This window comes from Micromonospora sp. NPDC048898, assembly GCF_043198035.1.
Classification (GTDB): domain Bacteria; phylum Actinomycetota; class Actinomycetes; order Mycobacteriales; family Micromonosporaceae; genus Micromonospora.
The window spans coordinates 1-24,589 of record NZ_JBICUF010000027.1; the positions used below are offsets into that span (position 1 = coordinate 1).

Annotated in this window: 24 protein-coding genes; 7 read left to right on the plus strand and 17 right to left on the minus strand. The window is 70.3% G+C overall.

Annotated elements, in window-relative coordinates; genetic code table 11:
• From ACGFIQ_RS34755 to ACGFIQ_RS34800, 10 genes are all read right to left on the minus strand, one after another.
• Window positions 1-599, minus strand: a 599-nt coding sequence (locus tag ACGFIQ_RS34755) for a transposase domain-containing protein (protein WP_393250338.1), incomplete at its 3' end; no start/stop codon positions are given.
• A 164-nt stretch (window positions 600-763) separates the two neighbouring features.
• Window positions 764-1,432 carry a TIGR03086 family metal-binding protein gene (locus ACGFIQ_RS34760; RefSeq protein ID WP_393250340.1) on the minus strand — a complete coding sequence of 223 codons (669 nt, stop codon included), beginning with the start codon at window positions 1,430-1,432 and terminating at the stop codon, window positions 764-766.
• A 123-nt stretch (window positions 1,433-1,555) separates the two neighbouring features.
• Window positions 1,556-2,002, minus strand: a complete 447-nt coding sequence (locus tag ACGFIQ_RS34765) for a metal-sulfur cluster assembly factor (protein ID WP_124821554.1) — start codon at window positions 2,000-2,002, stop codon at window positions 1,556-1,558.
• 147 nt (window positions 2,003-2,149) lie between these two features.
• Window positions 2,150-2,623: a Fe-S cluster assembly sulfur transfer protein SufU gene (gene sufU, locus ACGFIQ_RS34770; protein ID WP_393250415.1), complete on the minus strand. Its 474-nt coding sequence runs from the start codon at window positions 2,621-2,623 to the stop codon at window positions 2,150-2,152.
• Between the two features lie 2 nt (window positions 2,624-2,625).
• Window positions 2,626-3,930 carry a cysteine desulfurase gene (locus ACGFIQ_RS34775; protein ID WP_393250342.1) on the minus strand — a complete coding sequence of 435 codons (1,305 nt, stop codon included), beginning with the start codon at window positions 3,928-3,930 and terminating at the stop codon, window positions 2,626-2,628.
• A gap of 20 nt (window positions 3,931-3,950) precedes the next feature.
• Window positions 3,951-4,724, minus strand: a complete 774-nt coding sequence (gene sufC, locus ACGFIQ_RS34780; protein WP_393250344.1) for a Fe-S cluster assembly ATPase SufC — start codon at window positions 4,722-4,724, stop codon at window positions 3,951-3,953.
• Window positions 4,724-5,050 carry a non-heme iron oxygenase ferredoxin subunit gene (locus ACGFIQ_RS34785; protein ID WP_393250346.1) on the minus strand — a complete coding sequence of 109 codons (327 nt, stop codon included), beginning with the start codon at window positions 5,048-5,050 and terminating at the stop codon, window positions 4,724-4,726. Before ACGFIQ_RS34785 ends, sufC begins: the two co-directional genes overlap by 1 nt.
• Window positions 5,050-6,249, minus strand: a complete 1,200-nt coding sequence (gene sufD / locus ACGFIQ_RS34790) for a Fe-S cluster assembly protein SufD (RefSeq protein ID WP_393250348.1) — start codon at window positions 6,247-6,249, stop codon at window positions 5,050-5,052. Before sufD ends, ACGFIQ_RS34785 begins: the two co-directional genes overlap by 1 nt.
• Window positions 6,250-6,340: 91 nt before the next feature.
• Window positions 6,341-7,771 carry a Fe-S cluster assembly protein SufB gene (gene sufB / locus ACGFIQ_RS34795; protein ID WP_007462707.1) on the minus strand — a complete coding sequence of 477 codons (1,431 nt, stop codon included), beginning with the start codon at window positions 7,769-7,771 and terminating at the stop codon, window positions 6,341-6,343.
• A complete protein-coding gene (locus ACGFIQ_RS34800) occupies window positions 7,768-8,568 on the minus strand; it encodes a helix-turn-helix transcriptional regulator (protein WP_393250350.1) in 801 nt (266 codons plus the stop codon). Before ACGFIQ_RS34800 ends, sufB begins: the two co-directional genes overlap by 4 nt.
• A 116-nt stretch (window positions 8,569-8,684) precedes the next feature.
• On the opposite strand from ACGFIQ_RS34800, the gene ACGFIQ_RS34805 reads away from it, so the two are divergent.
• Window positions 8,685-9,632 carry a heme A synthase gene (locus tag ACGFIQ_RS34805; protein WP_393250352.1) on the plus strand — a complete coding sequence of 316 codons (948 nt, stop codon included), beginning with the start codon at window positions 8,685-8,687 and terminating at the stop codon, window positions 9,630-9,632.
• Between the two features lie 477 nt (window positions 9,633-10,109).
• Here ACGFIQ_RS34805 and ACGFIQ_RS34810 read toward each other — a convergent pair whose 3' ends face one another.
• Window positions 10,110-10,445: a hypothetical protein gene (locus ACGFIQ_RS34810; protein ID WP_393250354.1), complete on the minus strand. Its 336-nt coding sequence runs from the start codon at window positions 10,443-10,445 to the stop codon at window positions 10,110-10,112.
• Between the two features lie 285 nt (window positions 10,446-10,730).
• Window positions 10,731-11,684 carry a heme o synthase gene (locus ACGFIQ_RS34815; RefSeq protein ID WP_393250356.1) on the minus strand — a complete coding sequence of 318 codons (954 nt, stop codon included), beginning with the start codon at window positions 11,682-11,684 and terminating at the stop codon, window positions 10,731-10,733.
• A 264-nt stretch (window positions 11,685-11,948) separates the two neighbouring features.
• Between ACGFIQ_RS34815 and tkt the strand changes: the two genes are divergently transcribed.
• The 6 genes from tkt (at window position 11,949) to pgl (ending at window position 20,622) form a co-directional block, all read left to right on the plus strand.
• Complete coding sequence (tkt, locus tag ACGFIQ_RS34820) at window positions 11,949-14,087, plus strand: transketolase (protein WP_393250358.1); 2,139 nt, start codon at window positions 11,949-11,951, stop codon at window positions 14,085-14,087.
• A 15-nt stretch (window positions 14,088-14,102) separates the two neighbouring features.
• Entirely contained in the window at window positions 14,103-15,278 is a 1,176-nt protein-coding gene (gene tal / locus ACGFIQ_RS34825; protein ID WP_393250360.1) for a transaldolase, read from the plus strand.
• 156 nt (window positions 15,279-15,434) lie between these two features.
• On the plus strand, window positions 15,435-17,084 hold the full coding sequence (locus tag ACGFIQ_RS34830) for a glucose-6-phosphate isomerase (protein ID WP_393250362.1): 1,650 nt from the start codon (window positions 15,435-15,437) through the stop codon (window positions 17,082-17,084).
• Window positions 17,085-17,193: 109 nt separating this feature from the next.
• On the plus strand, window positions 17,194-18,699 hold the full coding sequence (zwf, locus tag ACGFIQ_RS34835; RefSeq protein WP_393250417.1) for a glucose-6-phosphate dehydrogenase: 1,506 nt from the start codon (window positions 17,194-17,196) through the stop codon (window positions 18,697-18,699).
• Window positions 18,696-19,712, plus strand: a complete 1,017-nt coding sequence (locus ACGFIQ_RS34840) for a glucose-6-phosphate dehydrogenase assembly protein OpcA (RefSeq protein WP_393250364.1) — start codon at window positions 18,696-18,698, stop codon at window positions 19,710-19,712. The genes zwf and ACGFIQ_RS34840 overlap by 4 nt, the downstream gene beginning before the upstream one ends.
• 139 nt (window positions 19,713-19,851) lie before the next feature.
• Window positions 19,852-20,622 (plus strand): 6-phosphogluconolactonase, encoded by a 771-nt coding sequence (gene pgl, locus ACGFIQ_RS34845; RefSeq protein ID WP_393250366.1) that lies wholly within the window; start codon window positions 19,852-19,854, stop codon window positions 20,620-20,622.
• Between the two features lie 7 nt (window positions 20,623-20,629).
• On the opposite strand, the gene ACGFIQ_RS34850 is transcribed toward pgl, so the two are convergent.
• From ACGFIQ_RS34850 to gap, 5 genes are all read right to left on the minus strand, one after another.
• The gene (locus tag ACGFIQ_RS34850; RefSeq protein WP_357069810.1) at window positions 20,630-20,971 is read right to left on the minus strand and encodes an RNA polymerase-binding protein RbpA; all 342 of its coding nucleotides are present in this window, start codon (window positions 20,969-20,971) and stop codon (window positions 20,630-20,632) included.
• A 141-nt stretch (window positions 20,972-21,112) separates the two neighbouring features.
• On the minus strand, window positions 21,113-21,373 hold the full coding sequence (gene secG / locus ACGFIQ_RS34855; protein WP_238668369.1) for a preprotein translocase subunit SecG: 261 nt from the start codon (window positions 21,371-21,373) through the stop codon (window positions 21,113-21,115).
• A 96-nt stretch (window positions 21,374-21,469) separates the two neighbouring features.
• Window positions 21,470-22,261 (minus strand): triose-phosphate isomerase, encoded by a 792-nt coding sequence (gene tpiA / locus ACGFIQ_RS34860; RefSeq protein WP_393250368.1) that lies wholly within the window; start codon window positions 22,259-22,261, stop codon window positions 21,470-21,472.
• Complete coding sequence (locus tag ACGFIQ_RS34865; RefSeq protein ID WP_357559302.1) at window positions 22,262-23,461, minus strand: phosphoglycerate kinase; 1,200 nt, start codon at window positions 23,459-23,461, stop codon at window positions 22,262-22,264.
• Entirely contained in the window at window positions 23,458-24,462 is a 1,005-nt protein-coding gene (gene gap, locus ACGFIQ_RS34870) for a type I glyceraldehyde-3-phosphate dehydrogenase (RefSeq protein ID WP_357069804.1), read from the minus strand. The genes ACGFIQ_RS34865 and gap overlap by 4 nt, the downstream gene beginning before the upstream one ends.
• Window positions 24,463-24,589: the final 127 nt, after the last annotated feature.

Here is a 24,589-nt window from a genome sequence, read left to right on the forward strand (position 1 = left end):
CGTCGTGCGTACGGTAGTTCGCCTCCTGCGTCGGGGCCGAATGCTGCCGTCAGCAGGCTGCGGGTCCCGCACTCGATCACCACGAGCAGCCGTAGTAGCGGGTAGCCGAACTCCCGCCGGTCTCCTATCCGTTTGCGGTAGTGCCAGGTGACCTGATCCTCGTCGGGGACGTGCAGGTGGGTGCCGTCGATCGCCACGGTGCGCAGGCCCCGGTAGAACACGCCGGGCTGGCCGGGTAAGCCGACGACACCGGCCAGGGTCTCGAACAGCCGACGAAGCGGCGCTACGCCGATTCGGCGGCGGGCGCGGGACAGTGAGGAGACACTCGGCCGGGTCAGGGGCAACTCCGTCAGGGCAGCAGTCAGCTTTCCCCAGGTCGCCCGGTAGGAACAGCGCTCGAACAGGGCAAGCGCGAGGACGAAGTACACCACGACCCGAGACGGCAGCAGCCGTAGCCGCTTCTCACATGTCCCGGTCTCCTCCAACACGGCGTCGACCAGGGCGAAGTCGATGATCTGCGTCAACTCGCCCAGATGGCCGGGCGCGTGCACACCCCCGGCCACCTCGACAGACCGGGCGATGACAGACTTCTCCTGCAACGGGACTCCTGAGACATGATCTTCTTGCTCGACACAAGTTGATCTATCAGGAGTCCCGTTCTCACTACTCAGCAGGGGTTGACCCGCCGATCACAGCCCTAACGCAACGGCGTTGACATCAATGGTCGAGCGCGATCGTGGGTTTTTCGGGGTGGGCCGACCGATCAGAGCTGAACTCCGGGCCACCGGGGGTCGCGACCGAGGTACGAGAGCAGGGTGGCGACCTCGTCGGCCTCCGCAGCGGGTTCGATCGCCGGGGCGTACGCGCCGTAGGCCCGCAGCGGCTCGACGATCTGCCGGGCCACCACCAGCAGGGGTCGGGCCAGGTCGGCGCCGAGCGGGGAGGGCTGGCCGGTGGCCACCGCGATGTCCCAGGCGTGCACTGCCGCGTCCAGGGCGCACGCTACGGCGCCCACCTCGGCCGGCAGCTTGCCCTGGGGCAGCGGCGTGGGCACCGCCGGGTCGTCGTCGGCTACACCGTTCCAGGCCCTGGCGGACGCGTCGAGGGCGGCGCGCAGGCCGGCGAGCTTGTCACCGTCGACCTGACCGGAGGGCGCGAACGGGTCCTCCGCCGGCCCCGGCCCGCCGTCGATCGCCGCCGCGAAGGCGAGCTGGTCGCCGGTCGCGTGCTGAAGCACCTGGGTGACGTTCCACCGCTCGCACGGGGTGGGCCGCTCCCAGGCGTCCGCCGGCACCCTCTCGACGGTCGTCCGAAGCGCCGTGTGCGCCTCGTCGAGCACGGTCCGCCACTGCCCCGCCGCCATCTCGCTCATCGTCCTGCCCTCTCTGCCGGATTCCAGCGAGCTGCCCCACTCGCTGTCGGAGCGGAACATTCCGCTCCGTTTGATGAACCCAGCATAGCAGACCGGAACGATCCGTTCCAATACTTTTCGCGGCTGGAAACGCGTCGAGCGCGGTACCCGTCCGGGTGCCGCGCTCGACGAAGTGGGATCTGGTCAGACGTTGAAACCGAGGGAACGGAGCTGGTCCCGACCCTCGTCAGTGATCTTGTCCGGGCCCCACGGCGGGAGCCACACCCAGTTGATCCGGATGTCGTTGACCAGGCCGCCGCCGGGGCCGGTGGTCAGCGCCTGCCGGGTCTGGTCCTCGATGACGTCGGTCAGCGGGCAGGCCGCCGAGGTGAGCGTCATGTCCAGGGTGGCGACGTTCTCGTCGTCGACGTGGACGCCGTACACGAGGCCCAGGTCGACCACGTTGATGCCGAGCTCCGGGTCGACGACGTCCTTCATCGCCTCCTCGATGTCGGCGATCATGGCCTTGCTGACACCGCCCGCAGGAGCGGCGGCGTCACCGGTGCCATCGGTCGTCGCGGCGTCGGTCTGCGGCACCACAGTGGTGTCACCGGCCTCCGGCGTCGCCTCAGTAGCGGTGTTCTCGCTCATGCCGTCCCTCCGCTTCGCTCCGTGACGCCATGAGGCACCACCGCGCCGAGCCACTGATTCGCTCGCTGACGCTCGCTCATGCCGTCCCTCCGCTTCGCTTCGTGATGCCACAAGGCACCACTGAGTCATTCGCTCGCTGACGCTCGCTCACGCCTTCACCTCCGGGCTCACGCCCACACCGGCGCGTGCCGCGGCGTCCTTGAACGCCATCCACGGCAGCAGCGCGCACTTGACCCGGGCGGGATAGCGGGCCACACCCGCGAAAGCAACCCCGTCACCGAGCACGTCCTCGTCCGGCGTGACCTGGCCACGTCCGGACATCAACTCCACGAACGCCTCGTGCACCTCGAATGCTTCCCCGGCGCCCCGACCGCGCAGCAACTCGTGCAGCACGCTCGCCGAGGCCTGGCTGATCGAGCAGCCCATGCCGTCGTACGAGATGTCGTGCAGCACGTCGCCGTCGGTGGCCACCCGGACGGTGACCTCGTCGCCGCAGGTGGGGTTGACGTGGTGCGCTTCCCCGACCCGGTCACTGGGGTCGTCGGCGTCGCGCAGGCCACGACCGTGTGGGCGCTTGTAGTGGTCCAGGATGATCTCCTGGTAGAGCTGGTCGAGCTGCACCATCAGTCGAACACCTTCCGCACCTGCTCCAGACCGGCCACCAGAGCGTCGATCTCCTCGGTGGTGGTGTAGAGGTAGAACGAGGCCCGGGTCATCGCCGGGACACCGAACCGGCTGCACACCGGCTTGGCACAGTGGTGGCCCACGCGCACCTGCACGCCGAGCGAGTCGAGCACCTGACCCACGTCGTGCGGGTGCACGTCACCGAGCGCGAACGAGATGGTGCCGCCCCGCCCGATCGGCACGGTCGGGCCGAAGATCCGCAGGTCGGGCACCGAGCCGAGGGCGTCCAGCGCGTACGCCGTCAGCTCCTTCTCGTGCCACTGGATGGCCGGCATGCCGATGCCGGTGAGGTAGTCCACCGCCGCACCGAGCGCGACCGCCTCGGCGATCGGCGGGGTGCCCGCCTCGAAGCGGGCCGGCGGCGCGGCGAACGTCGAGCGGGCCATGGTGACCGTCTCGATCATCGAACCGCCACCGAACACCGGCGGCATGGCCGCCAGCAGCTCGCCCCGACCCCAGAGCACGCCGATGCCGGTCGGGCCGAGCATCTTGTGCCCGGTGAAGACGATGAAGTCGGCGTCCAGGTCGACCACGTCGATGGGCAGGTGCGGCACCGACTGTGAGCAGTCCAGCAGCAGCAACGCGCCCACCTCACGGACCCGGGCGGTGATGCGGGAGGTGGCGTTGACGGTGCCGAGGATGTTGGACATGTGCACCAACGAGACGATCTTCGTCCGTTCGGTGACCAGGTCGTCCAGGCCCGACTCGTCCAGTCGACCCTGGTCGGTGACCGGGAACCAGCGCAGGGTCGCGCCGGTGCGCTCGCAGAGCAACTGCCACGGGACGATGTTCGAGTGGTGCTCCATCTCGGAGATCACCACCTCGTCGCCGGGGCCCAGGCGGAAACGCGGGTCGGCGTCCGGACGCAGCGAGGCGTTCGAGAAGGCGTACGCCACGATGTTGATCGCCTCGGTGGAGTTCTTCGTGAACACCACCTCGTCGACGCTCGGGGCGGAGATGAACGCGGCTATCTTGGCCCGCGCCCCCTCGTACGCCTCGGTGGCCTCGGTGCCCAGGGTGTGCACCGAACGCGACACGTTGGCGTTGTGCCGCGCGTAGTGCTCGTCGAGCACGTCGAGCACCTGGCGGGGCTTGTGCGAGGTGTTGGCGCTGTCGAGGTAGACCAGCGGGTGCCCGTTGATGTCCCGATCGAGGATCGGGAAGTCGGCACGCACCCGGGCCACGTCGAAACGCGGCACGTCGTCGTACTGCGGCATCCCCGCGGGGATCGCGATGCTGGTCATCTCGGCAGCGCCTCTCCCGCTCAGGCCTTGGCCGTGCCGGCCCCGGCGGCGTACCGCTCGTAGCCCTCGGCCTCGAGCTTGTCGGCCAGCTCCGGGCCGCCCTGCTCGACGATCCGGCCGGCGATGAACACGTGCACGAAGTCCGGCTTGATGTAGCGCAGGATCCGCGTGTAGTGGGTGATCAGCAACACGCCGGTGTCGCCGGTGTCGCGGACCCGGTTGACGCCCCCGCTGACCACGCGCAGCGCGTCCACGTCGAGACCGGAGTCGGTCTCGTCGAGGATCGCGATCTTCGGCTTGAGCAGCTCCAACTGGACGATCTCGTGCCGCTTCTTCTCACCGCCGGAGAAGCCCTCGTTGACGTTGCGCTGGGCGAACGCCGGGTCCATCTGCAGGCGCTCCATCGCGCCGCGCAGCTCGCCACCCCAGGTACGGAGCTTCGGCGCCTCACCGTCGATGGCGGTCTTCGCGGTCCGCAGGAAGTTGGCCACCGAGACGCCGGGCACCTCGACCGGGTACTGCATGGCCAGGAAGAGGCCGGCGCGGGCCCGCTCGTCGACGGTCATGGCGAGCACGTCCTCGCCGTCGAGGGTCACCGAGCCGCCGGTGATCTCGTACTTGGGGTGACCGGCGATCGAGTACGCAAGCGTGGACTTGCCGGAACCGTTCGGGCCCATGATCGCGTGGGTCTCACCGGACTTCACGGTCAGGTCGACGCCGGCCAGGATCGGCTTGAGCTCACCCTCGGGCAGCTTGACCGACACCTTCAGGTCGCGGATCTCCAGGGTGCTCATTATCGGGTCACTCCATTACTCGGCGTCAGGCTGAGGTAGATGTCGCCGTCGCGGACTTCGACGGGGTAGACGGGTACGGGTTCGGTGGCGGGCAGGCCGCTCGGTTCGCCGGTGCGCAGGTCGAAGCGCGAGCCGTGCAGCCAGCACTCCAGCGTGCAGCCGTCCACCTCGCCCTCGGAGAGGGCGACCGAGGCGTGCGAGCACTCGTCGTAGGCGGCGTAGAACTCGCCGTCCTCGCCGTGCACCAGCGCGATCGGGGTGCCGTCGACGTTCGCGCTGATCGCGGTGCCCTTCGGCACGTCCTCGGTGGCGCAGATGCGGATCATCAGGCGCCCGCCTTGGTGAGCCGGGCCTCGATCGCGTCGCCGAGGCTCTCGCGCAGCGACTCCACCGGGATCTTGTTGATCAGCTCGGCGAAGAAACCACGGACCACCAGTCGGCGGGCCTCACTCTCCGGAATGCCCCGGGCCATCAGGTAGAACAACTGCTCGTCGTCGAAGCGGCCGGTCGCGCTGGCGTGGCCGGCGCCGGCGATCTCGCCGGTCTCGATCTCCAGATTGGGTACGGAGTCCGCCCGCGCGCCGTCGGTGAGCAGCAGGTTCCGGTTGATCTCGTACGTGTCGGTGCCGGTCGCCTCGGCCCGGATCAGCACGTCGCCCACCCAGACGGTGTGCGCGCTCTCGCCCTGCAGGGCGCCCCGGTAACCGACGTAGCTGCGGCAGTCCGGCACGGAGTGGTCGACCAGCTGCCGGTGCTCCAGGTGCTGGCCGGAGTCGGCGAAGTAGACGCCGTACAGCTCGGCCTCGCCACCCCGACCGGTGTATTCCACGCTGGTGAACTGCCGGACCAGGTCGCCACCCAGGGACACCTGGATGTGGATGACCTTGGCGTCCCGGCCCAGCTTGATCTTCAGGTGCTGGGCCTGGACCGCGTCGTCGGCCCAGTCGGCGATCGTGACCAGCGTCAGCTTCGCGCCGTCGGTCACGGCCACCTCGACGTTGTCGGCCAGGGTGGCCGACCCGACGTACTCCACCACCACTGTCGCCTCGGCGAACCGGCCCACCTCGACGAAGGTGTGACCGAAAGCCGGCTGCTCGACGCCCTCGCCGACCACCCGCAGACGCACCGGCCCGCCGAGCACCACATCTTCGGCCACCCGCAGCAGCAGGGCGTCGGCGGCGGCACCGTAGGCCAGCGCGCTGACCCGGTCGACCGGGGTCAGGACGCTACCGACCCGCTCGTCGTCGCGGCCGATCCGGGTGATGGCGACGCCTTCGGGCAGGTCACCGTGCTCGTGCCGAACCGCGCCGGTCGCGGCCGGCGCGTCGTCCGACGGCTCCAGCTCGGCGCGGCTGGCGCCGCGCAGCGACCTGGAGCCGTCGCCGGTCAGCCCGCGGAGGCGCTTGAGCGGGGTGAAACGCCACTCCTCCTCCAGGCCGGTGAGGGCCGGGAAGTCGGCGACGTCGTACGAGCGCAGCGCCTGCGACTTGGTGCTGGGAGGCGGCGCGGAAGCCTGGGTAGTCATGTCTTCCTTGGTCTGTCTGTTCCGTGACGACGAGGTTGGGGCCGGGTGCGGGCGGGCCGACGTTCCGGCCCGCCCCGCGGGAGCGGCGGCGTCAGCCGACCGCGCCCTCCATCTGAAGCTCGATCAGGCGGTTGAGCTCCAGGGCGTACTCCATCGGGAGCTCCTTGGCGATCGGCTCGATGAAGCCGCGCACGATCATGGCCATCGCCTCGTCCTCGCTCAGGCCCCGGCTCATCAGGTAGAAGAGCTGGTCGTCGCTGATCTTGGAGACGGTCGCCTCGTGCCCCATCGACACGTCGTCCTCGCGGATGTCGACGTACGGGTAGGTGTCCGAGCGGGAGATGGTGTCGACCAGCAGAGCGTCGCACTTGACCGTGCTGCGGCTGTGGTGCGAGCCCTCCAGGACCTGCACCAGACCCCGGTACGAGGTGCGGCCGCCGCCACGGGCGATCGACTTGGAGATGATGGTCGAGGAGGTGTGCGGCGCGGCGTGCACCATCTTGGCGCCGGCGTCCTGGTGCTGACCCTCGCCGGCCATCGCCACCGAGAGCACCTCGCCCTTGGCGTGCTCGCCGGTCATGTAGACCGCCGGGTACTTCATGGTCACCTTGGAGCCGATGTTGCCGTCGACCCACTCCATGGTCGCGCCCTCGTGGCAGACGGCGCGCTTGGTGACCAGGTTGTAGACGTTGTTCGACCAGTTCTGGATGGTCGTGTAGCGGCAGCGCGCGTTCTTCTTCACGATGATCTCCACGACCGCGCTGTGCAGCGAGTCGGAGGAGTAGAGCGGCGCGGTGCAGCCCTCGACGTAGTGCACGTACGCACCCTCGTCGACGATGATCAGCGTCCGCTCGAACTGGCCCATGTTCTCCGTGTTGATCCGGAAGTAGGCCTGCAGCGGGATCTCCACGTGCACACCCTTCGGCACGTAGATGAACGAGCCGCCGGACCACACGGAGGTGTTCAGGGCGGCGAACTTGTTGTCGCCGACCGGGATCACCGTGCCGAAGTACTCCTTGAAGACGTCCTCGTGCTCGCGCAGCGCGGTGTCGGTGTCCAGGAAGAGGACGCCCTGCTCCTCAAGGTCCTCACGGATCTTGTGGTAGACGACCTCGGACTCGTACTGCGCCGCGACACCGGCGACCAGGCGCTGCTTCTCCGCCTCCGGGATGCCCAGCCGGTCGTAGGTGTTCTTGATGTCCTCGGGCAGGTCCTCCCAGCTGGTGGCCTGCTTCTCGGTCGACCGCACGAAGTACTTGATGTTGTCGAAGTCGATGCCGGTGAGGTCCGCGCCCCAGGCCGGCATCGGCTTGCGGCCGAACAGCCGCAGACCCTTCAGCCGCAGGTCGAGCATCCACGCCGGCTCGTTCTTCTTGGCCGAGATGTCCCGCACCACCGCCTCGTTGATGCCGCGCTGGGCGACCGCCCCGGCGGCGTCCGGGTCGGACCAGCCGTACTCGTACCGGCCCAGGGCGGCAAGCTGCTCTTCCTGGGTCAGGGGCTGGACGATCTGCTCGGTCATCTATCTGTCCTCACAGTGGTGACGGGAATACCGGATTGAGCACGCCCCGGCTGGGTCGGAATGTGCGTGGTGCACACCCCGTCGCCGTGCGCGATGGTGGCAAGGCGCTGCACGTGGGTGCCGACCAGACGGGAGATCACCGCGGTCTCGGCCTCGCACAGCTGAGGAAACTCGGCGGCCACGTGCGCCACCGGACAATGGTGCTGGCAGAGCTGACCGCCGGAGGCGATCGTGGTCGCGTTGGCAGCGTAACCCTCGGCGGTGAGCGCCGCGGCGAGTGCCTCGGCTCGGGCGAGAGGGTCGTCACCGGCGTCCTCCATGGCCGCCCGGCAGCGCGACTCCAGAGCGGAGACCTGCTCGGTGGCGAACGCCTCGACCGCGTCCGACCCGCCGCCACGGGCGATCCACCGCAGTGCGGCGGTGGCCATGTTGTCGTAGTGATGGGTGCCACAGCGAACCCGGCCAGCCTCGGTCAGCATGAACACCTTGGCCGGACGCCCCCGACCGCGGCTGCCCTGCACGGCCTGCTCGCGGGCGTACACGTCACCGTCGGCGAGCATCGCGTCGAGGTGCCGGCGGATCGCCGCCGGGCTGAGCCCGAGGGCCGCGCCGAGCTGCGCGGCGGTCGTCGCACCCCGCTCCAGCAGCAGTTGGGTGACCCGGTCACGGGTGGAGCTCTCCGCCGCCGTGGCACCGGCGGGTGCCGCCGACGCGGTCACGACCGGCGCGGACGCGGACGCACCGACGGCTTGGACAGCCGTCGGCTGGTGCCCGGAGAGCGCCGCCGCGTTTTTCACAACGCCAACGTTACGTAATTACCCGGAGGGTCGCAAACCGAGGCCCCGGTGATCCGAACCACCGAGCCGACGGAGTCGGACGAACCTCGATCACTACAGTGCGTAGGATTTGCGCCGTGAACCGAATCGTCCGTCCGGTCCCCGCCAGCCTGCTGCGCCGCCTCGCGCTCGCTTCGATCATCGCGAACGTGGGCATCGTCGTCACCGGCGGAGCCGTCCGACTGACCGCCTCGGGCCTCGGCTGCCCCACCTGGCCCCGCTGCACCGACGATTCGTACGTCACCACCCCCGAGATGGGTGTGTACGGGGTGATCGAGTTCAGCAACCGGCTGCTGGCCTTCGTGGTGGGTTTCATCGCGTTGGCCACCGTACTGGCCGTGCTGGTCCACCGGCCGCGCCGACCCGGGCTGCTGGCCCTCGCGGTCGCCGTCTTCCTGGGCATCCCCGCCCAGGCGGTGGTCGGTGGCATCACCGTGCTCACCAACCTCAACCCGTGGGTGGTCGGCCTGCACTTCCTGGCCTCGATGGCGGTGCTCGCCGCCGCGTACGCCCTCTGGCGGCGCATCGGCGACCCGGACGGCCCGACCGTGCCCGTGGTGCCCACACCGCTGCGCGCGCTGGCCCGCGTCACCACCGGCGTCGCCGTCGCGGTGCTGGTCATCGGCACCTGGGTCACCGGCAGCGGTCCCCACGCCGGCGACCACGGCGCGGCCCGCAACGGACTGGACCCGGAGTCGATCTCCCAGGTGCACGCCGACGGGGTCTTCCTGCTGATCGGCCTCTCGGTGGCGCTGATCTTCGCGTTCCGCGCCGTGGGTGCGCGCCGGGCCACCCGTGCCGCGATCGTCCTGGTCGCCGTGGAGCTGGGCCAGGGTGTGATCGGCATCGTGCAGTACTTCACCCACGTGCCGGCGCTCCTGGTCGGCGCACACATGCTCGGCGCCTGCCTGGTGCTGCTGGCCACCCTCTCGGTGCAGTGGTCGACCCGCGAGCGCCAGCCGGTCGCCCCGGCGGCCGAGGCCACCCCGGCCGACGCCGCCGTCCCCGTCCCGATCACCGCCTGACCCCCGCGCCCCCCGCGCCCCACGCCCCCCGCGCCCCGCGCCCCACGCGCCCTGCCGGCTGGCCTTGATCGACTCGGTTTTCAGGAAGCGGCGGTATCCGAGCCGGTCTGATGGGCCGACTTTCAGAAAGCCGAGTCGATCACAGCGAAGTCGCGTCGATCACGGCGCTCTGCGGGCGGCTGCGCCACCGTCGCCGGGCGGCGCGGAGGCGGGGGGCCAGGCCCGGCGGGTCAGCTGGGTGGCGATTGCGGCGGCAAGACGGTCGGGGGCCCGTCCGCGTACCCGATGAACGGTGACGGACCAGTCGACGTCGGGGTCGTCCCACAGCGCGGTCTCGACGGAGATGCCCCGGGCCGTCAGTGGAGCGAGGACCAGCCGGTCGTCCGGGTCGAGATCGACGAGGTCGGCACAGGTACGAGAGCGACCCGGGGTTTCCCCCGGGTCGACTGGTGGTGGGTGGTCAATTCGGTTGGCTGCTCAGCGAGCCATCGTGCGCCGGGCCATCGACCGCCAGAGGTCGTTGCTCGGGCGCATCTGGTCCATCAGTTCACGCTCCCAGGCGTTCTCGACGGTGACTCCCGCCTCGGCGCACGCCTCCCGCGCGGTGACGGTGTCGTCGGCGAACTGGTCGCCCCACTCGCCGTCGGAACCCACCAGGACGATTCGCGCGCCACGCTTGCCGACGTACTCGATGACCGCCTTCGCACCGCCGTGGCCGGCGGCGAACGCCCTGAGGCCCGCGACCAGGCCCTGGGGGGCCTGCTCGGCGGCGGTCTGCTCGGCCGTCATCGTCGTATCGGAACCATCTGCCATAACGCGAAGCCTAAGCAGACTCGCACCCTTCCGGGCGAGAACCATGAACCTTTTGTGATGCCAATTACCTAGAGGTTTGAGAACGATCACAGGTTTTCTGTCCGGTTATATCCGGACTTTCCCGCGCAAAGCGAGCGGGCAAACCATGCTCCAACCCGCGCAGTTGAGCCGATCCGGCTCATGCTGAAAGTTACTCTTATGTGACGTTAAACCTGGACAACTCATCCATGCCCATGATTAGCGCCGGAGAGTCCCCGGCGGCAGAGCCGCGGTCTGGGAGGCAGGTCAGATCAGCGCGTCGAGCGCGACGGCCGCGAACACGATCGTCAGGTACGTGGTGGACCAGTGGAACAGCCGCATCGGCCTGACCGCCTCGCCCCGCGTCGCACGCCGGCAGAGTCGGTGTGCCTCGACCACGAAGATGGCACCCACCACCAGGGTCGGCACCCCGTAGATCGCGCTGAGCCCCAGCGGCCAGACCGCGAGGGAGGTGAGCACGGTGAGCCACGCGAAGATCAGGATCTCGGCGTTGACCCGGCGGACCGAGGCGACCACCGGCAGCATCGGGATCCCGGCGCGGGCGTAGTCGTCCTTGTACTTCATGGCGAGCGGGTAGAAGTGCGGCATCTGCCAGAAGAAGACCACCGCGAAGAGCCCCCAGGCGGCCGGTGCCAGTGAACCGGTGACAGCCGCCCAGCCGATCAGCACCGGGGCCGCCCCGCAGGCGCCGCCCCAGAAGGTGTTGGTCGGGGTGGAGCGCTTGAGCCACAGCGTGTAGATGACGTCGTAGTAGACGATCGCGGCGAGGGTCAGCCCGGCGGCGAGCAGGTTGGTGAACGCCGCCATCAGGGCGATCGACACCGCCGCCAGCACCAGACCGAAGACCAGCGCGCTACGCGGTGACACGGTGTGCGCCGGCAGCGGCCGACGCTTCGTACGCCGCATCAACTGGTCGATGTCCCGGTCGATGTAGCAGTTGAGCACGCTTGCCGCGCCCGCGGCGAGCGAGCCGCCGATCAGCACGACGGCCATCAGCCACAGCGACGGGAGCCCCCCGTCGGCGAGCATCATCGCCGGGATGGTGGTGACCAGCAGCAACTCGACGATCCGCGGCTTGGTGAGCGCCACGTACGCCGAGAGGACCCCACGCACGTCCCGCCGGGCCACCGGACCCTCGGCCGCCCGTGCCGGGTGTTGCCCGGCCGGGTTGCTCGCGGGGCGCTCGGTGATCATGCTCACGGATTGGCACCTTCCGGCATCGGCACGGGGAGATTGGATCGGCGGGCCCGCTCGGGCCCGCACACCGACCCACACACTACGCGTTGTCGTTTTGGCTGCCCGGCCGACCCGACAACGGTGCGGGCCGTCACACCACCGAGGTGAGCCGAGCATCCGGAACGTCACGTCGCGCACACCATGCGGAGATCCCCGGGCGCAGGTTTAGGGACGCTCGATAAGGTCATCGGTGAGGGTTCCGCCCATCTGCCGAGGAGCACAACCATCGTGGCTGCCAAACGACCCGAGCACTCCGCACTGAACTGGTCCGACCTCGATCGCCGGGCCGTCGACACCGTCCGCGTGCTGGCCATGGACGCCGTAGAGAAATCCGGTAACGGCCACCCGGGCACCGCGATGAGCCTCGCGCCCGCGGCGTACCTCCTCTTCAACCGCGTCATGCGGCACAACCCGGCCGACCCGAACTGGCCCGGCCGGGACCGGTTCGTCCTCTCCGCCGGGCACTCCAGCCTGACGCTCTACATCCAGCTCTTCCTGTCCGGTTACCCGTTGAGCCTGGACGACCTCAAGTCGCTGCGGCAGTGGGGCTCGCAGACGCCGGGTCACCCCGAGCACGGGCACACCCCGGGCGTGGAGACCACCACCGGCCCGCTCGGGCAGGGTCTGGGCAACGCGGTCGGCATGGCCATGGCGGCCCGCCGCGAGCGCGGCCTGTTCGACCCCGAGGCCGAGCCCGGCGCGTCGGTCTTCGACCACGACATCTGGTGCATCGTCTCCGACGGCGACATCGAGGAGGGCATCAGCCACGAGGCCAGCGCCCTCGCCGGGCACCAGCAGCTGGGCAACCTCACGGTGATCTACGACGACAACGAGATCTCCATCGAGGACGACACCCGGATCGCCAAGAGCGAGGACGTGGCCGCCCGCTACGAGGCGTACGGCTGGCACGTGCAGACCGTCGACTGGCGTAGCGGCGACGCCGACCAGGGTGACTACCACGAGGACGCCGAGGCGCTGTACGCGGCGCTGGTGGCCGCCCGGGCGGAGACCGCCCGCCCGTCGTTCATCGCGCTGCGCACCATCATCGGCTGGCCCGCCCCCAACAAGCAGAACACCGGCAAGATCCACGGCTCGGCGCTCGGCGCCGACGAGGTGAAGGCCACCAAGCAGATCCTCGGCTTCGACCCGGAGCAGACCTTCCAGGTCGACGAGGACGTGCTCGCCCACGCCCGTTCGGTGATGGGCCGCGGCTCCGAGGCCGAGCAGCAGTGGACCACCTCGTTCGACGCCTGGAAGAAGACCAACCCGGAGCGCACCGCCCTCTACGAGCGGTTGGCCGGCCGGGTGCTGCCGGACGGCTGGACCGACGCGCTGCCGGTCTTCCCCGCCGACGCCAAGGGCGTGGCCACCCGGGCCGCGTCCGGCAAGGTGCTGGAGGCGCTCGCGCCGGTGCTGCCGGAGCTGTGGGGTGGTTCGGCCGACCTGGCCGAGAGCAACAACACCACCATGAAGGGCGAGCCGTCGTTCATCCCGGCCACGCACGCCACCAAGGACTTCCCCGGTCACGAGTACGGCCGCACGCTGCACTTCGGCATCCGTGAGCACGCCATGGGCGCGATCCTCAACGGCATCGCCCTGCACGGCGGCACCCGCCCCTACGGCGGCACGTTCCTGGTGTTCAGCGACTACATGCGCCCGTCGGTGCGGCTGGCCGCGCTGATGAAGCTGCCGGTGACGTACGTCTGGACGCACGACTCGATCGGTCTGGGCGAGGACGGCCCGACCCACCAGCCGGTGGAGCACCTGACCGCGCTGCGGGCCATTCCGGGCCTGGACGTGGTCCGCCCGGCGGACGCCAACGAGACGGCGTGGGCCTGGCGGCAGGCGCTGGAGCACACCGACCGGCCCACCGCGCTGGCGCTGAGCCGTCAGCCGCTGCCGACCCTGGACCGCGACGTGCTGGGCAGCGCGGATGGCGTGGCCAAGGGCGGTTACGTGCTGGCCGAGGCGTCCAACGGCAAGCCGCAGGTGATCATCGTCGGCACCGGCTCCGAGGTGCAGCTCTGCCTGACCGCCCGGGAGCGGCTGGAGGCCGACGGCACCCCGACCCGGGTCGTTTCGATGCCCTGCCAGGAGTGGTTCTACGAGCAGGATGAGGCGTACCGGGAGTCGGTGCTGCCACGCGGGGTAAAGGCACGGGTAAGCGTGGAAGCGGGCATCGCGATGTCGTGGCGTGGCGTCGTGGGTGATCTGGGCGAGAGCGTCAGCCTGGAGCACTACGGGGCGAGCGCCCCGCACACCGTGCTCTTCGAGCAGTTCGGGTTCACCCCCGACCGGATCGTGGCGGCGGCACACGCCTCGCTGGCCCGGGTGGGCGACATCACCGGTTTTACGACCGGCAACTGAGGGAGCGTGGACAGCATGACCGACAAGCTGAATGAGCTAACCGCCGCGGGCGTGGCGGTGTGGCTCGACGATCTTTCCCGGGTGCGGTTGAGCTCCGGCGGGCTGGACCAGCTCCGCCGCGAGAAGCACGTGGCCGGTGTCACCACCAACCCGACGATCTTCGCCAAGGCGCTGAGCGACGCCGACGAGTACAACTGGCAGCTGCACGACCTCGCCACCCGTGGCATCGGGGTCGAGGAGTCGGTGCGCATGCTCACCACCTACGACGTGCGGTGGGCCTGCGACGTGATGCGTCCGTCCTACGACGGCAGCGACGGCGTCGACGGTCGGGTCTCCATCGAGGTGGACCCCCGGGTGGCGCACGACAGCGACAAGACGGTGGCCGAGGCCAAGGCGCTGTGGTGGCTTGTCGACCGCCCCAACCTCTACATCAAGATCCCGGCCACCGAGGCCGGCCTGTCGGCGATCACCGACACGCTCGCCGAGGGGATCAGCGTCAACGTGACGCTGATCTTCGGTCTGGACCGCTACTCGGCGGTCATGGAGGCGTTCCTCTCCGGTCTGGAGCGGGCCAAGGCCAACGGCCACGACCTGTCGAAGATCGGCTCGGTGGCGTCCTTCTTCGTCTCCCGGGTCGACTCCGAGGTCGACAAGAGGCTGGAGAAGGTCGGCTCCGACCAGGCCAAGGCCCTGAAGGGCAAGGCCGCCGTCGCCAACGCCCAGTTGGCGTACGAGCGCTACACCGAGGTGTTCTCCTCCGACCGGTGGAAGGCGCTCGCCGCCGCCGGCGCGCACCCGCAGCGGCCGCTGTGGGCGTCCACCTCGACGAAGAACCCGGACTACCGCGACGTGATCTACGTCGAGGAGCTGATCGCCCCCGGCACCGTCAACACCATGCCGGAGTCGGTCATCCACGCGTACGCCGATCATGGCGAGACCCGCGGCGACACCATCACCGGCGCCTACGACGCGGCCCGGAAGGTCTTCGCGGACCTGGAGTCGGTCGGGGTGGACATGGACGACGTGATCGTCACCCTGGAGCGCGAGGGCGTGGAGAAGTTCGAGGCCAGCTGGCAGGAGCTGCTCGACGGCGTCCGCAAGTCGCTGGAGGCGGCGGCCAAGGGCAAGGGTGCGCCGAACAAGGCCGCCAAGGGCAACGCCAAGGGCGCCGAGAAGGCCGGTGGCGCATGAGCGAGCGCAGCGAGCGAATCAGCAAGCTCAGTGCGGAGGTGCCTCATGACGGCACGCAGCGAAGCGGAGTGACGGCATGAGCGAGCGCAGCGAGCGAATCAGCAAGCTCAGTGCGGAGGTGCCTCATGACGGCACGCAGCGAAGCGGAGTGACGGCATGAGCGATCTACCTGCGGGGCCGGTGGAGGCCGCTGCCGGGCTCTCCGTGTACGGCGCGGACGCGGTCGACAAGTCCGCGCCCGCGTCGACCCGGGAGGCGCTGGTCAAGGCCGGCGTCCCGGGCAGGTTGGCGGGCAAGGACGCGAGCCTCTGGGGTCCGGACGCCGAAGCCGAGGCGAAGGTCCGACTCGGCTGGGTGGACACCCACCGGCGCAGCCGGGAGCTGCTGGCGCAGTTGGCCGAGCTGAAAGCGGAGCTGGCCGACCTGGACCACGTGGTGCTGGCCGGCATGGGTGGCTCGTCACTGGCCCCCGAGGTGATCACCCGGACGCTGGGTCGCCCGCTGACCGTGCTGGACACCACCGACCCGGGCCAGGTCCGGGCGGCGCTCGGTGACCGGCTGGAACGCACCGTGGTGGTGGTGGCCAGCAAGTCCGGCTCGACGGTGGAGACCGACAGCCACCGACGTGCCTACTGGCAGGCGTTCCTGGACGCCGGGATGACCGAGGCGGAGGCCGGTCGGCACTTCGTCATCGTCACCGACCCGGGTTCGCCGCTGGAGGCCACCGCCGCCGAGATGGGCGCGTTCACCGTGCTCGCCGACCCGAACGTGGGCGGCCGGTACTCGGCGCTCACCGCGTTCGGGCTGGTGCCCTCGGCGCTGGCCGGGGTGGAGGTCGCGGAGCTGCTCGACCAGGCCGACGCGCTGGCCGCGTCGTTCGGCGGGGACCGGGACAATCCGGCGTTGGCGTTGGGTGCCGCCCTGGGTGCCGCGGCCACGCTGGCCCGGGACAAGGTCGCCCTGGTCTCCGACGGCACCGGCATCGACGGGCTCGGCGACTGGGCCGAGCAGCTGATCGCCGAGTCGACGGGCAAGGCCGGGGTGGGCATCCTCCCGGTGGTCGTGGAGTCCCCGCGGAGCCCCGGCGCGACCGGGGCCGACGTGCTGACCGTCAGCTACGGCGGCTCGCTCGCCCCCGGTGACGCGCCGGGTGGCGGCGTCACCCCGGACGTGGCTGTCAACGGCCCGTTGGGCGCGCAGTTCCTGGCCTGGGAGTACGCGACAGCGGTGGCCGGCGTGGTGCTCGGTATCGACCCGTTCAACCAGCCGAACGTCACCGAGTCCAAGGAGAACACCAACAAGATCCTGGCCTCCGGCCTGCCGGCGGAGTCACCGTCGTTCACCGAGGGCGCGATCGAGGTGTACGCCCCGCAGGGCGCTCCGGGTGACCTGGCCGGGGTGCTGCGCTGGCTGCTCGACGGGCTGGGCGACGACGGCTACCTCGCCGTGATGGCGTACCTCGACCGGTTCGCCGACGCCGACGCGGCCCGGCTGCGGCCGCTGCTCGCCGAGGCGCGCGGCCGGCCGGTCACCTTCGGCTGGGGGCCGCGGTTCCTGCACTCCACGGGCCAGTACCACAAGGGCGGCCCACAGGTGGGCAGCTACCTTCAGGTGACCGGCGCGGTCGCCGAGGATCTGGCGGTGCCGGGCAAGCCGTACACGTTCGGTGTGTTGCAGGCGGCGCAGGCCGCCGGGGACCGGCAGGCCCTCGCCGGGCGGGAGCGTCCGGTGCTGCGGCTGCACCTGACCGACCGTGCCGCCGGTGTCGCCCAGCTGCTCGACGCCGCCGGTGCGCTGCGGGCGTGAGGATGGACGACGTGACTGAGGCGAGAGCGAGGGTGGCACCGTGAGCGCGAGGAGTGAGCCGGGTTCGCGAGCCCCGCAGTCGCGAACCGAGGGTGACACGACGAACCCACTGCGCGACCCACAGGACCGCCGGTTGCCCCGGATCCCGGAGCCCTGTGCTCTGGTGATCTTCGGGGTGACCGGCGACCTGGCCCGCAAGAAGCTGCTCCCGGCGGTCTACGACCTGGCCAACCGGGGGCTGCTGCCGCCCGGTTTCGTGGTGCTCGGCTTCGCGCGCCGCGACTGGGGTGACGGCGACTTCGAGACCCTCGCGTGCGAGGCCGCCCGCAAGCACGCGCGTACCCCCTGGCGGGACGAGGTGTGGGCGCGGCTGGCCGGCACCATCAAGTTCGTCGGCGGGTCGTTCGACGACGACGACGCCTTCGACCAGCTCGCGTCGACGCTCGACGACCTGCGCCAGACGCACGGCATCACCGGCAACGCGGCGTTCTACTTCTCCATCCCGCCGGCCGCGTTTCCCGTCGTGCTCAAGCAGTTGGCCCGCACCGGGATGGCCGACAACGAGAAGTCCGGCGGTTGGCGTCGGGTCGTGGTGGAGAAGCCGTTCGGCAACGACCTGCCCTCGGCGAAGTCGCTCAACGACCTCGTCGACGACGTGTTCACCCGGGAGGACGTCTTCCGGATCGACCACTACCTGGGCAAGGAGACAGTTCAGAACATCCTCGCCCTGCGGTTCGCCAACAACCTGTTCGAGCCCCTGTGGAACTCCAAGTACGTCGACTCGGTGCAGATCACCATGGCCGAGGATGTCGGCATCGGCACCCGTGCCGGCTTCTACGACACGGTCGGCACCGCCCGCGACGTGCTCCAGAACCACCTCCTGCAACTCCTGGCCCTGGTGGCGATGGAGGAGCCGACAAGCTTCGACGCCGACGAGATCCGGGCCGAGAAGCTGAAGGTGCTCAAGGCGATCACCCTGCCCAAGGACGTGGCGCGCGACACCGTGCGCGGCCAGTACCTACCCGGCTGGGTGGGTGGCGAGCGCGCGGTCGGCTACCTGGAGGAGCGGGACGTGCCCACCGACTCCACCACGGAGACGTACGTGGCGGTGCGGCTGGGCATCCAGAACCGCCGGTGGGCGGGGGTGCCGTTCTACATCCGGGCCGGCAAGCGGCTGCCCCGGCGGGTCACCGAGGTCGCCATCATGTTCAAGAAGGCACCGCACCTGCCGTTCAACGACGCCGACATGGAGTCGCTGGGCAACAACCAGTTGGTCATCCGGGTGCAGCCGGACGAGGGCGTGGTGCTCAAGTTCGGTTCGAAGGTGCCGGGCACCACGATGGAGGTCCGCGACATCGCGATGGACTTCCAGTACGGCGAGGCGTTCACCGAGTCCAGCCCCGAGGCGTACGAGCGGCTGGTGCTGGACGTGCTGATCGGCGACCGCACCCTGTTCCCGGACGCGGCCGAGGTCGAGCAGAGCTGGCAGGTGATCGACCCGCTGGAGCATGCCTGGGCGGGCACCAAGCCGGAGCCGTACCGGGCCGGCGAGTGGGGGCCGCGGGCGGCCGACGAGATGCTGACCCGCGAGGGCCGCGCTTGGAGAAGAGCATGATCGGGCTGTGGGACACCACCGGCAACGAGGTGGTCAAGGCGCTCGCCGCCGAGCGGCGCAGTGCTGGCGGCGTGGCCAGCGGAATGGCGCTCACGCTCATCGTGGTGGTGGACGAGAGGCGGGTTCGTGAGGCGGAGGCGGCGGCGACGATCGCCGCCGCCGCCCACCCGTGCCGGCTGGTGGTGGTGGTTCGCGCCGAGATCGAGCGGGACCGCAACCGGTTGGACGCGGAGATCGTGGTCGGTGGCCGGCTCGGCCCGTGCGAGGCCGTGGTCACCCGCATGTACGGCCGGTTGGCCCTGCACGCCGAGTCGGTCGTGATGCCGCTGCTGGTTCCGGACGTGCCGGTGGTCACCTGGTGGCACGGCGAGCCACCGGCGGAGATCGCCACCGACTTCCTCGGGGTGGTCGCCGACCGCAGGATCACCGACTCGGCGCAGGCCGCCGACCCGGTGGAGGCGCTGCGGCAGCGTGCCCGGGACTACGCACCTGGCGACACGGACCTGGCGTGGACCCGGATCACCCCGTGGCGGACCCTGGTCGCCGGGGCGTTCGACACCGCCAGCGAGCGGGTCGTCGAGGCGACGGTGGTCGCGCCGCCCACCGACCCGACGGCGACGCTGATGGTTGGTTGGCTGTCCAGTCGGCTCGGCATCACCCCGCACCGGGTGGACACCGACGAGTTCCCGCGGATGCGGGAGGTGCGGTTGAGCTGCGCCAACGGCGACCAGCTGACGCTGACCCGCGAGGACAGCATGGCGGTGTTCCGGCGTACCGGCCAGGACGACCGGACGTTGCCGCTGGTCCGCCGGCCCCTCGGTGACGAGTTGGCCGAGGAGCTGCGGCGTCTGGACGCCGACCAGGTGTACGCGGAGGCGCTTGGCGCGACGGTCGGGCTACGCGGCCTGGACCAGCGTCCCGCGCAGCGGGTGCACGTGTGGAAGGATCCGGCCACCGCGCGGCGCGCCGAGGCCGGGGTCGCCGCGCACTCCGGCACGAGTGGCGAGAGCTGACGCCCTGCCGGGGCACGACGTCGGGGTAGGGGTCGGTGCGGACCGACCCCTACCCGCGTAAACACACCATCTCGGGCATCGCGGCCCGGGCACGACGCGACAGCGACCGCCGGGCGGTCGGGAAACGAAGGCGCATCCCATGAGTGAGGCGAGTGTCGCCGTCCACGCCGACGCCGACCTGCTGGCGCAGGCCGTGGCGGCCCGGTTGCTGGTGAAGCTGCTCGACGCCCAGGCCGACCGGGGTGCGGCCTCGGTGGTGCTCACCGGTGGCCGGATCGCCGCCGCCGTGTACCGGGCGGTGGCGACACTGCCCGCCCGCGACGCGGTGGACTGGTCCCGGGTCGACGTGTGGTGGGGCGACGAGCGGTTCCTGCCCGCCGGTGATCCGGACCGCAACGAGACCCAGGCCCGCGCCGCCCTGCTGGACGTGGTGCCGCTGGACCCGGCCCGGGTGCACCCGATGCCGGCCTCCGACGGCCCGGCCGGCAACGACCCGGAGGCGGCGGCAGCGCTGTACGCGCAGGAGTTGGCGGATGCCGCCCGGCCCGGGCACGCCGCCCTGCCGCACTTCGACGTGCTGATGCTGGGCGTCGGCGAGGACGGGCACGTGGCGTCGGTCTTCCCCGAGCACCCGGTGCACTACGAGACCCGACCGGTCAGCGCGGTGCGGGGCAGCCCGAAGCCGCCGCCGATGCGGACCACGCTCACCCTGCCGGCGATCAACACCGCCGAGGAGGTCTGGCTGGTGGCCGGAGGGGCCGACAAGGCCCGCGCGGTGGGTATGGCGTTGGCCGGCGCCGGGCCGGTGCAGTTGCCGGCCGCCGGGGTGCACGGCGTGGGCCGCACCCGCTGGATGCTGGACCGGGCGGCGGCGGCCGACGTGCCCGCACGACTGCGCAGCCTGCGCTAGCAGCCCGCTACTCGCCGCGGCGGCGGCGCAGCGCCGCCAGTGCCTCGTTCAGCAGCGCCTCGCCCTCCTCGGCGGTGCGCCGCTCCTTCACGTACGCCAGATGGCTCTTGTACGGTTCGGCGCGGACCCGGCCGGGCGGGTTCTGCGCGTCCCGGCCGGCGGGTAGGCCACATCGGGGGCAGTCCCACCGGGCCGGCGCCTCGGCGTCCGCGGCGATCCGGATGTCGATCCGGTGATCGTTGCGGCACCAGTAGGTGACGTCCTGTCGGGGGGCGGGTTGGTGCCGTTCGTCTGGGCGCATGGGTGCGGACCCGACTCGGGCGCCACGGATGACGTTGCCACTGGGCACGGCTGCTCGCTCCTGTCGTCGGAGGGGACCCGCCGTCAAACAGGGGTGGACGGCGGGCGACGCGGTGCAGCGGAGAAAAGCCTGCGCGCGGCCCGTCGTGGTGACGGACCGCGCGCAGATTGTACGACTCTACGAGCTCGCTCAGGTGCCGCTGTTCATTTGGAGGCGCAACCACAGCCCGAGCCCGACGATGGCGGCGAACCAGACGACGCTCACCAGCACGGTGTAACGGTCCAGGTTTTTCTCTGCCACGGAGGAGCCGGCGAGGCTGGAGCTGACGCCACCGCCGAACATGCTCGACAGACCGCCGCCCTTGCCGCGGTGCAGCAGGATCAGCAGGGTGAGCAGAATGCTCGTGATGACCAGCAACACGATCAACGTGTATGCGAACCAGATCGGCATGGCTGGGGTCAGTTCCTCTCGTAGCGATCCTCGCCCGGTCTGATCGGGCACGGCGGCACCGACCGGCGGACGGGCGGTGTCAAGGATACCGAGCGATCAGCGGGCGATGTGCTCCGGGAACCTGCAGATCTGAGCGAATTCCTCCGCGTCCAGGCTGGCGCCCCCCACCAGGCCCCCGTCCACGTCCGGCTGGGCCATGATCGAGGCGACGTTCGACGCCTTGACCGAGCCGCCGTAGAGGACCCGGACCTGGTCGGCGGTCTCCTGGTCGAAGCGGTCCGCCAGGCGCTGACGGATCGCCCCGCAGACCTCCTGGGCGTCCTCCGGCGTCGCGGTCTTGCCCGTGCCGATCGCCCAGACCGGCTCGTACGCGATCACGACCTGCCGCACCTGCTCGGCGGTGAGCCCAGCCAGGCCCCCGTCGAGCTGGTCGGCGCAGTGCGCCACGTGGGTGCCCTGCTCGCGGATGTCCAGCCCCTCCCCCACGCAGAGGATCGGCGTCAGGCCGTGCGTGAGCGCCGCCTTGACCTTGGCGTTGACCAGCGCGTCGTCCTCGTTGTGGTAGGCCCGCCGCTCGGAGTGCCCGACCACCACGTAGGTGCAGCCGAGCTTGGCCAGCATCGCGCCGGAGATCTCCCCGGTGTACGCGCCGGACGCGTGCGCGGAGAGGTCCTGCCCGCCGTAGCCGATGAGCAGCTTGTCCCCGTCCACCGCGGTCTGCACGGTCCGCAGGTCGGTGAAGGGCGGCAGCACGACCGTCTCGACCTCGGTGAGCTGCTTCTCGGTGAGGCTCGCCGCCAGCTTCTGCACCAGCAGGTTGGCCTCGAGGTGGTTGAGGTTCATCTTCCAGTTGCCGGCCATCAGCGGCCGGCGGGTGGTGCTCGACATTCAGTTCTCCAGGGCCGCGATGCCGGGGAGGGTCTTGCCCTCGAGGTATTCCAGGGAGGCGCCACCGCCGGTGGAGATGTGCCCGAAGGACGTCTCGTCCAGCCCCAACGCACGGACCGCGGCAGCGGAGTCACCGCCGCCGACGACGCTGAACGCGTCGGCCTTGGTGATCGCCTCGGCGATCCCCCGGGTGCCCGCCGCGAAGGCCGGCATCTCGAACACGCCCATCGGGCCGTTCCAGAAGATCGTCTTCGCCGGGGACAGCGCGGCGGTGAAGCCGGCCACCGTCTCCGGGCCGACGTCCAGACCGAGCCGGTGGCTCGGGATGCCGTCGACGCGGACCGTGTCGTGCGCGGCGTCCGGGGCGAACGCGTCCGCGACCACCACGTCGACCGGGAGCAGGATCTTGCCGTTGGCCCGCTCCAGCAGGTTGCGGCAGGTCTCGACCATGTCCTTCTCCAGCAGCGACGTGCCCACCTCCAGGCCCTGGGCCTTGAGGAAGGTGAAGCACATCCCGCCGCCGATGAGCAGCCGATCGACAGTGGGCAGCAGGGCCTCGATCACGGCGAGCTTGTCGGACACCTTCGACCCACCGAGCACCACCACGTACGGCCGCTCGGGGTCACCGGTGAGCTTGGAGAGCACCTCGACCTCACGCAGCACCAGTCGGCCCGCGACGTGCGGCAACCGGGCCGGCACGTCGAAGACACTCGCGTGCTTGCGGTGCACCGCACCGAACGCGTCGTCCACGTACGCGTCGCCGAACGCGGCGAGCTGGTCGGCGAACGCGCCCCGCTCGGCCTCGTCCTTGCTGGTCTCACCGGCGTTGAAACGCAGGTTTTCCAGCAGGGCGACCTGGCCGTCGGCCAGGTCCGCGACAGTGGAGCGGGCGGAGTCACCGACGGTGTCGGTGGCGAAGTGCACAGGCGCGCCGAGCAGCTCACCGAGCCGCCCGGCGACCGGGCGGAGGCTGAACTGCGGGTCCGGAGCGCCCTTCGGGCGACCCAGGTGCGAGCAGACGACCACCTTCGCGCCGGCCTCGACCAGCGCGCCGAGGGTCGGCAGCACCGCGCGGATGCGGCCATCGTCCGTGATGGCACCGGACTGCTTGTCGAGCGGGACGTTCAGGTCGGCGCGCACCAGCACGCGCCGACCTGCCACCCCCTCGGCGAGCAGGTCGTCGAGGGTCCGGATGCTCACAGCGACGAACCGACCAGCTTGACGAGATCGACGAGGCGGTTGGAGTAGCCCCACTCGTTGTCGTACCAGCCGACGACCTTGACCTGGTTGCCGACGACCTTGGTCAGCGGCGCGTCGAAGATGCACGACGCCGGGTCGGTGACGATGTCGCTGGAGACGATCGGGTCCTCGTTGTAGACCAGGATGCCCTTGAGCGGGCCGTCCGCGGCGGCCTTCAGCGCGGCGTTGACCTCGTCCACGGTGGTCTCGCGACCCACGTTGACGGTGAGGTCGGTGACCGAGCCGGTCGGGATCGGCACCCGCAGCGCGTACCCGTCGAGCTTGCCCTTGAGCTCCGGCAGGACCAGGCCGATCGCCTTGGCCGCGCCGGTGGAGGTCGGGACGATGTTCAGCGCGGCGGCGCGGGCCCGACGCAGATCCGAGTGCGGCGCGTCCTGCAGGTTCTGGTCCTGGGTGTACGCGTGGATCGTCGTCATCAGACCGTGCTGGATGCCGAACGTGTCGTGCAGGACCTTCGCCATCGGGGCGAGGCAGTTGGTGGTGCACGAAGCGTTGGAGATGATGGTGTGCTTCGCCGGGTCGTAGGTGTCGTGGTTGACACCCATGACGACGGTGACGTCCTCGTTCTTCGCCGGGGCGGAGATGATGACCTTCTTGGCCCCGCCGTCGACGTGCGCCTTGGCCTTGGTGGCGTCGGTGAAGAAGCCAGTCGACTCGATGACGACGTCGACGTTCAGGTCGCCCCACGGCAGCTTCGACGGGTCCTTCTCGGCGTACGCCTTGATGGTCTTGCCACCGACGGTGATCTCGTCGGCGGTGGCCTTCACCTCGTACGGCAGGCGACCCAGGATGCTGTCGTACTTGAGCAGGTGCGCGAGCGTGCCGTTGTCGGTGAGGTCGTTCACCGCCACGACCTCGACGTCGGCGTCGGACGCCAGCACTGCCCGGAAGAAGTTACGGCCGATTCGGCCGAAGCCGTTGATGCCAACCCGGATGGTCACAGGTCCCATCTCCTCGCGTTCTGGTCCGCCGGCTGCAGACAACGCGCCGGCGGGAATGGTGTGCGCCGACCGTTGGAGCCGGCCGCTGACGGTTCATCTCGGCCACCCCGCCGCGCGGTCTGCGGAC

Bases quoted from the DNA above. Each gene is read 5' to 3' on its own strand.
- ACGFIQ_RS34760 (WP_393250340.1), bottom strand. From the start codon at position 1,432: ATGTTCCGCTCCGACAGCGAGTGGGGCAGCTCGCTGGAATCCGGCAGA.
- ACGFIQ_RS34765 (WP_124821554.1), bottom strand. From the start codon at position 2,002: ATGAGCGAGAACACCGCTACTGAGGCGACGCCGGAGGCCGGTGACACC.
- ACGFIQ_RS34775 (WP_393250342.1), bottom strand. From the start codon at position 3,930: ATGACCAGCATCGCGATCCCCGCGGGGATGCCGCAGTACGACGACGTG.
- sufC (WP_393250344.1), bottom strand. From the start codon at position 4,724: ATGAGCACCCTGGAGATCCGCGACCTGAAGGTGTCGGTCAAGCTGCCC.
- ACGFIQ_RS34785 (WP_393250346.1), bottom strand. From the start codon at position 5,050: ATGATCCGCATCTGCGCCACCGAGGACGTGCCGAAGGGCACCGCGATC.
- sufD (WP_393250348.1), bottom strand. From the start codon at position 6,249: ATGACTACCCAGGCTTCCGCGCCGCCTCCCAGCACCAAGTCGCAGGCG.
- sufB (WP_007462707.1), bottom strand. From the start codon at position 7,771: ATGACCGAGCAGATCGTCCAGCCCCTGACCCAGGAAGAGCAGCTTGCC.
- ACGFIQ_RS34810 (WP_393250354.1), bottom strand. From the start codon at position 10,445: ATGGCAGATGGTTCCGATACGACGATGACGGCCGAGCAGACCGCCGCC.
- tal (WP_393250360.1), top strand. From the start codon at position 14,103: ATGACCGACAAGCTGAATGAGCTAACCGCCGCGGGCGTGGCGGTGTGG.
- ACGFIQ_RS34830 (WP_393250362.1), top strand. From the start codon at position 15,435: ATGAGCGATCTACCTGCGGGGCCGGTGGAGGCCGCTGCCGGGCTCTCC.
- ACGFIQ_RS34840 (WP_393250364.1), top strand. From the start codon at position 18,696: ATGATCGGGCTGTGGGACACCACCGGCAACGAGGTGGTCAAGGCGCTC.
- pgl (WP_393250366.1), top strand. From the start codon at position 19,852: ATGAGTGAGGCGAGTGTCGCCGTCCACGCCGACGCCGACCTGCTGGCG.
- secG (WP_238668369.1), bottom strand. From the start codon at position 21,373: ATGCCGATCTGGTTCGCATACACGTTGATCGTGTTGCTGGTCATCACG.
- tpiA (WP_393250368.1), bottom strand. From the start codon at position 22,261: ATGTCGAGCACCACCCGCCGGCCGCTGATGGCCGGCAACTGGAAGATG.